Origin of the sequence: Serratia sp. FDAARGOS_506 (assembly GCF_003812745.1) — a bacterium.
GTDB lineage: Bacteria > Pseudomonadota > Gammaproteobacteria > Enterobacterales > Enterobacteriaceae > Serratia.
The window spans coordinates 4,487,028-4,500,076 of sequence record NZ_CP033831.1 but is presented as its reverse complement, the minus strand read 5'-3'; the positions used below and the strand labels follow the sequence as shown (position 1 = coordinate 4,500,076).

The window sequence follows — 13,049 nt, the reverse complement described above, 5'->3', positions numbered from 1 at the left end:
AGCACGGGCCGCGGGGAATGGCCTCAGAACGTCAGCATGATCTTGCCGATGTGCTCGCTGGACTCCATCAGCGCATGCGCGGCGGCGGCCTGCTCGAGCGGGAAGGTTTTAAATATTTGCGGCTTCAGCACGCCGCGCTCCAGCAGCGGCCAAACCTTCTCGCGCAGTTCTGCGGCAATCTGCGCCTTGTCCGCGACGCTGCGCGAGCGTAGCGTCGAACCGGTATGGGTCAGGCGTTTCAACAGCAGCGGCATCAGATTGAGCTCTTTTACCACGCCATTTTGCGTGCCGATTTGCACGATACGGCCTTCCATCGCTGCGGCCTGATAGTTCTTGGCTACATAGTCGCCGGCGATCAGATCGACTATCACGTCGGCGCCTTTGCCGTCGGTGACGTCTTTGGTGCGTGCGACAAAATCTTCGCTGCGGTAGTTAATCGCTACGTCGGCGCCCAGTGCCAGGCTGGCTTGGCGCTTTTCTTCGGAGCCGACAGTGGTGATTACCTGTGCGCAGAAGGCCTTCGCCAGCATGGTGGCGACCGTGCCGATACCGGAGGTGCCACCGTGGATCAACACGGTTTCGCCGGCTTTAAGGTGGCCACGCTGGAACACGTTGACCCAGACGGTAAAGAAGGTTTCCGGCAGCGCGGCGGCCTCGGTCAAGCTCAGCCCCGTCGGTACCGGCAAAGCATTGCTTTCATGCACGGTGCAGTATTCGGCATAGCCGCCGCCGGCGATCAGGGCGCAAACCCGGTCGCCGAGTGCGAAATGAGTCACGCCTTCACCGACGGCGACCACTTCGCCGGCGATTTCCAGGCCGGGAATATCCGAAGCGCCGGGCGGTGGCGCATAGCTCCCCTGGCGCTGCAGTACGTCGGGACGATTAACGCCGGCGGCGGCGATTTTCACCAGAAGTTCGCCCGCTTGTGGAACGGGCACCGGACGTTCGGTGACGACCAGAACCTCGGGGGCGCCCGGTTGGCTGATTTCAATCGCTTTCATTGTGCCGGGCAGCGTTGCATTTGTTGACATGGACAGTCTCCTCATCGTGGCGGACGTGGTTATCAGGCAGAACGCCCGCAATAAAGTCTGCTGATAGCTTAGCGAAATCGAATGAGGTGCGCGTGGTCGAATAGAGCGGTTTTTCGAGGAGGGGAGGGGAAGCCGCCTCGATGGGCGGCTGGGCATCAATCGTTAGGGGGAATGCGAAACCCCTTCAACGAGACGATAAAGTGTTCTTTCCCTTTGGAGATCTTGGCGCCTTTATCGCACCACAGGCTGGCAAGCTGGAAGAAGTCGTCGCTGCCGATATCATAGGCCAGTTCGATTTTTTTGGCTGTGCCGGCGCGGATGAGCTTTTCTGCTTCCTGATGGTTTGCAGCTTTAATTATGGTCATGGGCGAAATCCTTGGTGTTAAGCCAGAGCGGATAATCGCGAATCATCATATGGCCATATTGTGACAATTTTGTGATGAAAACATGACGGTCCACGAAGGCGCGGCGTGCGGCGCGCCGCGCCTTCGCGGTGTAAACACGCTATCGATTACCGATCGCGCGGGCGAACGAATGTACTTTTCTTTTGAGATTTAAAGTGTTTATAGAGCGAATAGCTCGCAATGCCGGCCAAGGCGGCCAGGAGGACAAGGGATCCTGTAGCCATGAACATCACCTCCGAATAAAAATGGCAAGGAGGCGTATTTGTGACATTCATCACTTTACGAGGCAATGAGAGCAATCTGTAATCGGGAAACTGGCATGAGGGAAGGATAAAAAAAGCGCCTATAGGGAGGCGCATAAAGATTTGCAACACAGCTTGTTGTGTTCAACACCAGGAGGAGTGGTGAACTGACGCTATTCTATGCAGCGGCGAGGGCGGCTGATATAGGTATTACTCCGAAAGCGCCGCTACCACTCATAGCCCAACTGAATGTTGTAATCGGGGTCCTGATTGGTGGAATAAGGATCGGATTGGCGGCGACGATCGGTTTTCTTTACCGGACCTTCATACGCGGGGTAAGGTTTGGCGCGTGGTTTGCTGCAGCCAGGATGATCGCACTCGATATCGACGCGAAAACCGTTCTTTTCACGTGCCTCTGCCCAGGTAATTGGCGGTTTTGTCGCCTTGGGCGCCGGCCCTGGTGCTGCCACAGGTTTGGGCGGAGGGGTAACGCTGGGTTCAGGGGGCTGGTAATTCAGCTCCAGCGCGCCCAGCGGGGCGCCGTAAGCGGAAAAGGCCAGCAGAATGGTAATGCTGGTGGCCGGTAATGTGAGCCATCTCGGCATGGTGAGTCTCCCTGGATGATTACGTCATGTAACTATAAAACAGCGTAACGATAATTACTATCATTTGTCTCGTCAGGCAAGGGGACGCACGTGACGATCGCGTCGGCAAACAGGGTCAAATCCTGTACGTTTAGCCAAGGTAAACGGCACGACGAGGCGAAAAGAGTTGCTATTGCCGCCCGCTCGTGAGTTAATGTTTCCCGGCCTGTGGTACAGACCTATTTATGCACGACATTTTGAGTAAAGTAGTTCAAATTAAAAGCGTTATCCCGGATAGCCCTTCTCTGACGAATTTCCTTTCCAGTGCCTCCATAAGTAACTGATGACCGGCTATATCGCCCATAGCGGCTTACATTTATTATTGAAGGAAGATAGACATGTCTAACCTGATCAAAGGTCAAGTGAAGTGGTTCAACGAAGCTAAAGGTTTTGGTTTCATCACCCCAGCAGACGGCAGCAAAGACGTATTCGTACACTTCTCTGCTATCCAGGATCAAGGCTTCAAGACCCTGGCTGAAGGCCAGAACGTACAGTTCTCTATCGAGAACGGTGCGAAAGGTCCATCTGCGGCTAACGTTACCGCTATCTAATTGGCGTCTACCGCTGATTGAAAAAAACCCGCCGCGGCGGGTTTTTTTATGCCTGCAATTCGGCGGCGCACAAAAAAAGCCCGCAAGTCTGCGGGCAAAAGTTCCTTGTTACTTCTTCATTTGCAAGCGCTTCTCTGGGGGGGAAACGCTTGCAGACAGGCTACGCGAGGCCGGCTTAAGATTCTGCGGTCAAACCGTTAAGAAAGTGAAAATCCAGGCGGCTGCTACGCTGATAGCGAGGCGGCGCGGATTGGGATGGTGTCCTTTCCCCTGGCTTTTGTAATACACTGATGCCAATCGCAAATAATGGGGAACGGTATGCAGGTTAACGATCGAGTGACGGTAAAAACAGATGGTGGCCCGCGGCGCGAAGGCGTCGTTCTGGCCGTAGAGGTGTTCAACGAAGGCACCATGTATCTGGTTTCTCTTGAGGATTACCCGGCGGGCGTATGGTTTTTTAATGAAATCGACAGCCGTGACGGCACGTTTGTGGAGCCTTGTCGCGAGCATGGACAGTAACGTCGGCTAATCTCATTAATTTGCTAATGAAATTGTCCATTTTGAGATTATTTCGTTGCGGTAAGATTTTTTTTATCAATGGTAAAAAATACCCGTTGCGTTAGCGGGGGATAACGCAGCAGGTATTCTTTCGGTGGTTCCAGCATCTGATATCCAGATGACATTATCATCGGATATTTAACGGCCGAAAAAACAGAGTGGGGGCATTCTCTGAGGTTTAACGGCTATTGACAAATATTCCACTGGTCAGCGTATCGGTCAAACGAACAACGTGGTAAATGATCTGCTTGTTGTGCGTCTTTATTTTCCGCTTGATGTTTCCTTTGTGGGAAGAAACCGTTTTGGCCTTTATTTGCATCTGGTCTGATATCTGGATGGTGCCTTGACCGGACATCCACATGCGTAGCATGTTCGATTCGGTCTGGCTCAGCGTTACCGGCGTTTGGTCCAGAGAGGATTTCTCCGTCCGCATGGACGTTTTCTCGAGATAGTGGCTAAGTAACTGATTCATCGTCTCTGGCTTGATGGATTTTGACGATATGATGACATTCTTGCGAACATATAAATAATCGTCGAAATGTACATTGGTAATAGCCATGAAGATGAAGAATAACGTATCCGGGTGCAGTGAAATCACCCGTTTTATTCGCTCGGTGGCGTTTGCTTCGTGGATGAAGCAGTCCTCGTTAATAAACACCAGGCTAGGATTCAACTTGCTGCATTTTTCATGCAGGCTGTCAATATCCTCGATGGCATTAATATGGCGCTTCTTCACGCCATGCGAAGTCAGATAGTCGGTTAACCCCAGTCTGGTATAGCTACATGAATCCATGATAATCGTTGGCATATCGCACCCCCACTTAAATCCGTTTTACTGCGGTAATATGAGAAAAAGCCTAAAAAGCCGAAAGGCAAAATGGAGCAATAATTCAGTGTAGCGAGTGTTCTATCAATAAACACGACGGCACTCAATGATATTTTCATACTAAACTTATTAATCACATGAATCTATAAGTTTGGCTTAAGTCAGAGCGATTTGCTGTTCGCTCAGCTTTGACATGATGCGCTCGATCCGCGCTTGGCGCCTGCGCCTGCCAGCATTGCTTGCCGAGATTCTGCTCATCATGTCACGAAACAAAATTTTAGTTTGCTAGGAAAAGTCTTAAAAAAAATTCATGTGTTGGTTTTTTGAGGCGTTTGGGTACATTTTTTGAGTGTTCAAAAAGTGTCTTGTTTGTTTTTTCTGTTTTTTTTAATAAAAATCAATATGTTAATGTTGCGCTCTTTTGTGCGATAATGAGAATCACTTCTTTTTTTTACCCAAGCAACAAGAAAAAGTTAACGTTCTGGCTGAAATGTGTAGCTTAATTGTTGCCGTAAACCACCATTTTACAATGAGTTATATGGATATTTATTTCATTTGAAATCATCTCTGTGAATGTGTAACGGTGATTGAGTGATTTCTCTAAACTATTTCCTTTTGACCCGACCGGCAAGGGGCGGTGGGAGGTCGGAGTTGTCTCTGACCCTCGTTGGTTTTAACTTGCCTTTCCACCTTGCAAAAACAGGATGTCGCGGTGAGACGGAATCAGTATGGGCAGCCGATAGGCGATGCCCTCCATCATTGGCAACCGGCAGGCATACCTGGGCACAAGTTACTGCAAGGGCGTTTTTGTCGCCTTGAACCATTAAGCCTTGAGCGCTGGGGGGATGAGCTCTATCAGGCTTATCAAATTGCTGCGGACGACCGTGATTGGACCTATCTGTTTTGGGCGCGGCCGCAGACCCGCGAGGAGTTCCAGCGCTATCTTCTGACTCAAGCGTCCAGTGCTGACAGAAGCACGATGGTGGTGGTCGATCAGGTGAACGGGCGTGCCGTGGGAACCTGCGCTTTTTTGCGCATCGATCCCGCCAACGGCGTGGCCGAACTGGGTGCCATCAACTGGTCGCCGCTGATGAAGCGCAGCGTGCTGGGCAGCGAGGCGATTTTCCTGATGCTGCGGCACCTGTTCGACGATCTTGGCTACCGGCGCGGCGAATGGAAGTGCGATAGCCTCAATGTGCCTTCGCGTCAGGCCGCCGAGCGTTTTGGTTTCCGCTTCGAAGGCACGTTCCGCCAGGCGGTCGTCGTCAAAGGGCGTACGCGCGACACCGATTGGCTGTCGATCATTGATGGAGAGTGGCCGGCGCTGCGCTCGGCGTTTGCCGCCTGGCTCTCACCGGATAACATCGGCGACGACGGGCGGCAAGAACGGCGTTTGCAGGCCTTCCAGCTCGGGTGACGCATCAGGCGTTTAGGCTGTCTCCACCAGGCAATGGCGCAGCGAGTCCAGCGCCAGGCTGATGTCCTGTTCCTCCGTCATCCAGTTGACCAGCGCGGCGCGGATCCCCGGCTGGCCGTTATAACGCGTAGGGGTGCAACGTACCACGCCATGCCGGCTAAGGCGTTCGAGAAAGCGATCGCGCGCCGCTTCACTCTCTCCCTGTGGATGACTGAGCGCGAAGCACACCACATTCAAATTCACCGGCGCCAGCAGATGGAAGCCGTCGTCGTCTGCCAGCGCTGCGCCCAGAGCCTGCGCCAATCGGACGTTGCGCTCGACGATATCCCGTATGCCGCTGCGGCCATAGGCTTTCAGCGTCAACCAGAGCGGCAGGGCGCGAAAGCGACGCGAATTTTCCGGCGTCAGATGCAGATAGTTGTCCGGCCGCGGCGTCGGTGCTTCCAGATAGGCTGAATGGTTCTGAAATACCTGCATCTGCAGATCCAGATGGCGGGTAAATTGGATCGCGCTGTCATACGGCACGTTCAGCCACTTGTGCGCATCGACGGTGATGGAGTCCGCATACTGCCAGCCCGCAAGTCGCGGCGCATACAGCGGCGAACAGGCCGCCACCCCCCCAAAGGCCGCATCGACATGCAGCCAAAACGGGTAACGCTCCCGCAGCGCCAGCAGGCGTGGCAGATCGTCGAAGGCGACGGTGTTGACCGTACCAGCGCTGGCCAGCACCAACGTGGGGCGGCCTTCTCCGGCAGCGAGCTGCCGCTCCAGCGCCGTCATATCCATGGCTTCAGACTCCGGCAGGCTGGCGACGATCGTCAGCGCCTCGCGGCCGATGCCGAGCATGCTGAGCGCCTTCACGCTGCTGGAGTGCGGATTGGCCGCCAGCACCCGAAGAGGCCCCAGCGCCGCCAGCCCCTGTTGGGCGACATCGACACCTTGCTGCTGGCCCAGCCACTGCCGGCCAATGGCCAGCCCGGTGAAATTGGCCATGGTGGCGCCGCTGACCAGGCTGCCGTTGAACGCTTCCGGCAGGCCCAGCAGAGATTTCAACTGTGTCACTGCGGCCAGCTCGATTGCCGCCGCGATCGTATCATGGCTAAGTTGGCTATTTTGGTCTGTCACGCTAACCAGCCAGTCCGCCGCGACCGCCGCTGGAGTGGCACCGCCGGTGACGAAGCCGAAATAACGCGGGCCGGCGCTGGCGGAAATGCCTGCCTGATAACGTTGCCAGAAGTCATCCAGCGCTGCCAGAGCGCCTTCACCGTTTTCCGCCAGCCGATCGTCACCCGGTTGCAGCTGCTGTTGCGCGAGCGGTGGGCAGACCGAGCGCTGCTGCAGTCCGGCCAGAAAATCTTCCGCCAACTGGCGAGTGTGGTCGAGGATCTGCGGAAATTGTGCAAGATCCTGCTGTAAAAGTGGGTGCATGGTGGCTCCGAGAGCGTCAGGGATGATGGAGTAAACATAGAACATTTGCCTGCCGGCCAAAATCGATGAAAAATGACCTTTTTGGATAGTATGGTTAACCAGGAATGAGTGAACGCCTCCCTCTGCATGTCTTGCCGACCTTCGCCATCGCCGCCAGGTTGGAAAATTTGCGCGCTGCAGCGCAGCAGGTGCATTTGACGCATGGCGCAGTCAGCCAGCAAATTCAGCTGTTGGAGCAGGCGGTCGGCTATCCGCTGTTTGAACGGCGCGGGCGCGGTGTGCGCCTGAATGCCGCCGGGCGAGAGTTGCTGGCGGCGGTAGAGCCAGCGCTGCACGTGCTGCAGCAGGGTGTCGCCCGCGCCCGTCGTGCGGCGGCAAGCCAGACGCTGCGTATTAGCGTGTTGCCGTCTTTTGCCCATTACTGGTTGTTGCCGCGTCTGCCGGCCTTCCATGAAGCCTGCGCCGATATTGCGCTGGATATCGATGCATCGCTGGCGCTGCAGGATCTGTCACTGCGCGGGTTCGATGCGGCGATCCGCATCGGCAGCGGTCAGTGGACGGGGCTGCATGCGCAGCGCATCGCATCCGGTGACGTGCTGCCGGTCGCCTCACCGGACATGGTGCGGCAGTGGGGAGCGGCGTTCGAAAACGGCGGCGATATTCCGTTGCTGGAACACGACGTCAGCCCCTGGCGCGATTGGTTCGAGGCGCAGGGGCGCTCGTTGTGCGGGCGGCAACAGGCGTTGTTCAACGATGCCGGGTTACTGATTCGCGCGGCTGAGCAGGGGTTCGGCATTGCGCTGGCGAAACAGCTGCTGGTACAGGATGCGATCGACGCGGGGAAGCTGGTGGCGCTGGCTAAACCCTGCCGCCTGAGCGATGACGACGTTTATCTGGCATGGCCGCAGACCGCCGGGCTGACGCCGGCGGTCCTACGTTTGCTGCAGTGGCTGCAGCAACAGTTGGCGGTGGCTTAACGGCGCAGCCATTCCGGCTGCGAGGTGCCGAGCGTGGTCGCCGGCAGCGCCCATTGCAGCGCCGTGCCCTGCAGGCTTAACGGGGCGCGCAGACGTTGCGCGGCTCCCCAGTAAGTCAGTTCCGTTTCCGGGTTTTCGTCGGCGGGGCCGGCTGGCGCCAGTGTTTCCGGCCGATAATGCGCCGGATAGGGATGTGCCAGCAGCAGTTGCGCCGTGCGCGCCAGCGACAGCCGCGCGTGGTAGCCGGTGCCGCGGTTCAGGCGATGCGCCATACCGGTCAGCACCGCCGCCGCCATCAAATAGCCGGTAGCGTGATCCAGGGCCTGCACCGGTAGCGGAACAGGAAAACTGGCGCTGCGCCAAACCATGCCCGCCTCTGCCAGCCCGCAGCTCATCTGTACCAGGCTGTCGAATCCGCGCCGGGTGCGCCACGGCCCGCTCCAACCGTAAGCATTCAGGCAGACGTCGATCAGGCCCGGCGCCAGCGTGCGCCTTTCCTCCACACCATAGCCCAGCTTCTCCAACGCGCCGGCACGGTAACCATGCACGATCACATCGGTGTTCCTCAGCAGATGTTCAAACGTATGGCGATCGTGCGCATTGGTCAGGTTGAGGCGCGCGCTGCGCTTGCCCAACATCACCTCGTGCTCGACGCCGGGTTCATCCCAACCGTAAGGATCTATGCGCAGTACGTCGGCGCCCAGACCGGCGAGAAAACGGGTGGCGATCGGCCCGGCGAGAATGCGCGTCAGGTCCAGCACCCGCACGCCGTGCAGCGGCCGGGCTATGGGCAACGCCCAGCCTGGCGGCGGCGCTTCCGGCTGCAGCGCGGCGTGGATCAAGGGTTCGAGCGCCACGCTCTTGCCCTGAATATGTTGCCGCCATGCGGCCGCCGAGCGCATTTGGGCCGCGCAGCCGCCGGCCTCGATTACCGCCTGCTCCAGCTCGTTTTTTTTCCAGCTCAGCACGCGCACCGCCAGCGTACCTTTATCCGATGCTGAGCCCAGCACTTGTTCCACCGCTCGCCGATGGTGCGGCGCATTGGTATGCAGGCGTATCCATCCGTCTGCTGTCTCGTAGTCGCCGGCCAGTGCGTCCCAAGCGGCAGGCAGCATCCAACCCAACGGACGCAGCGTCCAGCCGAACCAGAGTGAGGCCAGGCGTTGATCGACCCAGACCTGCGGCGCGTCGGTTGCCTTGCTGCGAAGCAATTCGGCGCAGGCCAAACCGGCGGCGCTCCAGGCGGCGGTAGCCAATTCGGTGACGGGAAAAGCCGAAGGCAGTGCGCCGACGCCGCTCACGGTCAGCCGATCGGTGGGGGCGGGACGCTGTCCCAGGCTTTGCCAAATCTCGTCAAGCAGAGTGTGGATCAGAGGCGTCATCGGCCGCTCCTTGCGGACTGTCGGAAATATAGCCTAGCGTAGCCCACCGCCGGCGACCTTGCTAAGGCGCAACGTCGAACGTGCGGCCGTCGGCCAGTTTGGCGCGCAGACTCTGGGCCGCTACGCCGGCGAACGGCTGCGCGCTGAAGTTGGCGGTCAGTGTCGAACCGTCGCTGAACGTCGTCTGTTGCACCCAGCCGTCCCGATCGAGCCAGCGGAAGTCGGTCAGCGCTTTGTCCCACAAGGCCTGATGCAGCGGCCGGAAGGCGGCGTCGGCGCGTTTGAGCGCTGGCAGGCGGGCCGCCAGGGTGGCGCGGCTCAGATGGAACATCGGCGCAGTGTTATACAGCTGGCTGAGCAGACTGCGGGTGATCTGAACGTCGCTGAACTTCAGATTGTCGTAATTCCAGTGGTGGCTGCTGACAATCGCATCGTGGAAAACGGCCTGATACAGCGGCAGGCGGTAACGCGGGTCGAATTCGACGGTGCGGTAGGGCTGTTTCACCTTGGCGGGGCGGAAGAAAAATGCCGGTTGGGCATTGGGCCACCAGGCGCCGAGATAATAGGGTGAGGATTTATCCTGGTTCATCTGTTTGTCGCCCCAGCCGAATCCCCAGGTTTCCATGCCGTGGGCGAACATCAGGCTGCGAGCGGTCGCGGCATTGCCGTCCTCCGAGCCAAGCGGCAACTTAAGGGTGGCGCTGAACCAGGCCAACCGAGCGTTGCGCGCCTCGGCCATCTGAGCCGCGCCGGTCGGGTGGTCTGGCTGATAGTCGTCCGACACCATGCCGGTGCCGTCCACGTCGAGAAACAGGCTGTTCAACCCGGCCAGTTGAACCAGGTCGCGCATGCGCCGTTGCGAATAGGGCAGGACGCAGCCTGGATTAAGGTAGTAACCCTGTTTGCCGAAGCCGGGTTTCTTGCTGCCGTCGGCGCGCACGATGGCGCAGGTTTCCCGCAGCGTCGTCGGCAGTTGCGCGGTGAGCCAGCTGTCGTTCACGCCGCGTGGTATGGCGGTATCGTAGGAGTCGTAGCTGGCGATCAGATAGCCGGCCGCCTTGGCGGCAGCCACCGCTTGCGGGTGCAGGAAGGCTGCGGTCCAGTTATCGGTGCCTAACCACAGGCGCGGCAAGCCGGCCTGGCGCAGCGCGTCGATCAACGGTTTGGCCAACCCTTGGCCCCAACCGTCCGCCGGGGTTAACCAGTGCCCCAGTTCCCGTTGCGCCAGCTCCTGCACCGCGGCGGCCTGGCGCTGTTGCGCCTGCAGAAAATCGGCGTCGTCCGGCGTGGCGCCCAGCGGGATTTGCGCCGTCAACGCTTGGTTGATGCCGTCGATCAGCGGCTGTTGCTGCCAGCCTTCCGGCATTTTTCCCGCCAGCTGCAGCAGGGATTTTCTGCTCTCGGTATCCATTTTTTGCCGCAGCGCGGCGGCGGCGGGAGAGCTAAGGTAGTGCAGCAATCCCGGCCAATCTTTGACGTCTTCCGCCGCCAGCAGTTTGTCGCCCCACAGGTAGACATGAGTGGCGCCGATCAGCTTTTCGCCTTCGGGCGCCTGCTTTATCTTCTCTCGCAGGCTGCTGAACTGGCCGTGTTGTTGCAAATAGTCGCGATAGCGGCGGGCGCCGGACAGCGGTGTGTCGCCGATGTGCAGCAGCACCTCGAATGCCTGTTGTTGATTGAAGCGGTTAAACTGATGCCCGGCGCGCATCTCCAGCTTTTCCTGCGCGGCGGCGAAGGTGACCCGGTTGCTGAACGGCGTCAACATCAGCCAGCTGTAGACCTTGCCCTGGTATTGTTGGCTCCACAGCGGCAGCTTCAGATCCCAATTGGTATCCAGCGGCGTCATTTCCGTCGTCAGGTAATTGCGCCAGACCGCGTTGTCGAGCGGAATACGGCTGCCTTCGCCGATCGGTAACAACAGCGTTTCCGCCTGCGGCGGCAGGCGATACCAGTTCAGAAGTTGTGGCCGATCGCTGCTGAAGCTCAGGCGCAGATCGCCGTCTTCCAGCCGGGCGCTAACCTTGACCGCGCTCTGCGGCCAACGCCAGCTGGCGCGTTGTGGCGATGCGGTGAGATCCGCCACCTGTTGCGCGGGCTGTGCCAGATTGACCGGTACAGGGCCGGCGGCAATGCGCAGCGTGGCGGGATCGAGTTCAAACTGCACGCCGCCTTGTTGCAGCAGCAGGGCATCGGCGGGAAAGCTGACGAGCAGTGCGAATGCAAGCGGGGAAAGTCGGTGTTTCATCGGTGCGTCCTTGAAAGATGAAGGAGGGTAGTTTATCGATAAGCGCACCGGCGCCCAATGTTGCCGTTTTCTATTTGTGACATCGGAATATCATTGCGGTATTTCAGTTTATTTTTCGTTTAATAAATTCGCCTTTACTTCATTACACGACGTCACTATACTCAGCCAAAATTTCGGTGGAGAAACCCAATTGGACAGTTGTAGTTGTAATAAAACAAATAAGGCAAGCTGACCAATTCTCTTCTGATTTGTTGCTTGCCGTTATCGGCGGGCAGCACCCCTCTCCAGTTATTCCTGAGCTGTGCATACCCGAATAAAAAACGCTTCCTGAGGCCTGACGGTTTCAGGTGAATTGAGTTGGACGTTATTATGGTATTCTGCAGCCACAGCCTTTTCCCTCCAGGCTCAGCACGCTGATTCGCTGATTTATTTTCGGCGCGATTTTGCGTGTGCTAAACAGCACATGATTTTATCTCCTGCGGTTAATTAAGGGGACAGTCATGGCTATGACTCCTTTCGTTTTGAATTTATTGCTGGCGATGTGCCTGGGCGCGGTGATTGGCGCCGAGCGCCAGTGGCGTCAACGTATGGCCGGCCTGCGTACCAATGCGCTGGTGGCAACCGGCGCGGCGGTCTTTATTCTCAGCTCCATGTCCACCGATCCGGCCAGCGCCGGCCGCGTGGCCGCGCAAATCGTCTCGGGTATCGGCTTCCTCGGTGCCGGCGTCATCATGCGTGAAGGGCTGAACATTCGCGGCCTCAACACCGCCGCCACGCTGTGGTGTTCGGCTGGGATCGGCGTACTGTGCGGCCTGGGCCAGCATTGGGATGCGGTGGTCGCCACGCTGGTGATCCTGTGTGCCAATATCCTGCTGCGTGAGGCCGCTCAGCGCATCAACCTGCAGCCGCACCAGCAGGCGACCGATCTGGAACTGTGCTATCGCATTCAGGTGACCTGCGGCGAGCAGGATGAAATTCTGGTGCGCACCCTGATTCTGCAGGCGCTGAACGGCGTCGCCTTACGGCTGCAGTCCTTGCGCAGCGCCGATATTTCCAGCCCTGGCCAATTGGAAGTGTGCGCAGAAATTACCGCCACGCCGGCCGCGCAAAAAGAAATTGAGGGTATTGTCTGCCGCGTCAGTCTGGAAAAAAGCGTGAGTGCCGTTCGCTGGCGCGTCGCGTCCGAATTACCGGTCTGATTAATTATATAAATATTTATTAACTTGATTATATGTTCAGGTTATTCGGGCGCGCCTGAATAACGCGGAGCATTAAGGAGGCGTTATGGACGATGACCCCGGAAGGGAAATGATTTCTGCGTGGCTGACAGGGTAATCACGCTAT

12 protein-coding genes are annotated in these 13,049 nt (G+C 57.8%); 5 read left to right on the top strand and 7 right to left on the bottom strand.

Annotated elements, in window-relative coordinates; genetic code table 11:
* Positions 1-23 precede the first annotated feature (23 nt).
* From EGY12_RS21765 to EGY12_RS21755, 3 genes are all read right to left on the bottom strand, one after another.
* The gene (locus tag EGY12_RS21765) at positions 24-1,031 is read right to left on the bottom strand and encodes an NAD(P)H-quinone oxidoreductase (protein WP_123895333.1); all 1,008 of its coding nucleotides are present in this window, start codon (positions 1,029-1,031) and stop codon (positions 24-26) included.
* A 155-nt stretch (positions 1,032-1,186) separates the two neighbouring features.
* Complete coding sequence (locus EGY12_RS21760) at positions 1,187-1,396, bottom strand: hypothetical protein (RefSeq protein WP_004935132.1); 210 nt, start codon at positions 1,394-1,396, stop codon at positions 1,187-1,189.
* Positions 1,397-1,904: 508 nt separating this feature from the next.
* Positions 1,905-2,282, bottom strand: coding sequence for a hypothetical protein (locus tag EGY12_RS21755; protein ID WP_123895332.1), 378 nt, complete (start codon positions 2,280-2,282; stop codon positions 1,905-1,907).
* A gap of 377 nt (positions 2,283-2,659) precedes the next feature.
* On the opposite strand from EGY12_RS21755, the gene cspE reads away from it, so the two are divergent.
* Both cspE and dsrB read left to right on the top strand, forming a co-directional pair.
* Positions 2,660-2,872, top strand: coding sequence for a transcription antiterminator/RNA stability regulator CspE (gene cspE, locus EGY12_RS21750; RefSeq protein ID WP_049201327.1), 213 nt, complete (start codon positions 2,660-2,662; stop codon positions 2,870-2,872).
* A gap of 318 nt (positions 2,873-3,190) precedes the next feature.
* A complete protein-coding gene (dsrB, locus tag EGY12_RS21745) occupies positions 3,191-3,391 on the top strand; it encodes a protein DsrB (RefSeq protein ID WP_123895331.1) in 201 nt (66 codons plus the stop codon).
* A 217-nt stretch (positions 3,392-3,608) separates the two neighbouring features.
* On the opposite strand, the gene rcsA is transcribed toward dsrB, so the two are convergent.
* Positions 3,609-4,238, bottom strand: a complete 630-nt coding sequence (gene rcsA / locus EGY12_RS21740) for a transcriptional regulator RcsA (RefSeq protein WP_123895330.1) — start codon at positions 4,236-4,238, stop codon at positions 3,609-3,611.
* 793 nt (positions 4,239-5,031) lie between these two features.
* On the opposite strand from rcsA, the gene EGY12_RS21735 reads away from it, so the two are divergent.
* The gene (locus EGY12_RS21735; RefSeq protein WP_123895651.1) at positions 5,032-5,673 is read left to right on the top strand and encodes a GNAT family N-acetyltransferase; all 642 of its coding nucleotides are present in this window, start codon (positions 5,032-5,034) and stop codon (positions 5,671-5,673) included.
* 12 nt (positions 5,674-5,685) lie between these two features.
* Here the strand turns inward: EGY12_RS21735 and EGY12_RS21730 are convergent, their stop codons facing one another.
* A complete protein-coding gene (locus EGY12_RS21730) occupies positions 5,686-7,101 on the bottom strand; it encodes a pyridoxal-dependent decarboxylase (RefSeq protein ID WP_123895329.1) in 1,416 nt (471 codons plus the stop codon).
* A gap of 104 nt (positions 7,102-7,205) precedes the next feature.
* Here EGY12_RS21730 and EGY12_RS21725 point away from each other — a divergent pair, with 104 nt between their 5' ends.
* Positions 7,206-8,078: a LysR substrate-binding domain-containing protein gene (locus EGY12_RS21725; RefSeq protein ID WP_123895328.1), complete on the top strand. Its 873-nt coding sequence runs from the start codon at positions 7,206-7,208 to the stop codon at positions 8,076-8,078.
* On the opposite strand, the gene EGY12_RS21720 is transcribed toward EGY12_RS21725, so the two are convergent.
* Complete coding sequence (locus tag EGY12_RS21720) at positions 8,075-9,460, bottom strand: CoA transferase (protein ID WP_123895327.1); 1,386 nt, start codon at positions 9,458-9,460, stop codon at positions 8,075-8,077. The genes EGY12_RS21725 and EGY12_RS21720 overlap by 4 nt on opposite strands.
* A 61-nt stretch (positions 9,461-9,521) precedes the next feature.
* The gene (locus tag EGY12_RS21715; protein ID WP_123895326.1) at positions 9,522-11,705 is read right to left on the bottom strand and encodes a glycoside hydrolase; all 2,184 of its coding nucleotides are present in this window, start codon (positions 11,703-11,705) and stop codon (positions 9,522-9,524) included.
* A 500-nt stretch (positions 11,706-12,205) separates the two neighbouring features.
* Here EGY12_RS21715 and EGY12_RS21710 point away from each other — a divergent pair, with 500 nt between their 5' ends.
* Positions 12,206-12,904 carry an MgtC family protein gene (locus EGY12_RS21710; protein ID WP_025303346.1) on the top strand — a complete coding sequence of 233 codons (699 nt, stop codon included), beginning with the start codon at positions 12,206-12,208 and terminating at the stop codon, positions 12,902-12,904.
* Positions 12,905-13,049: the final 145 nt, after the last annotated feature.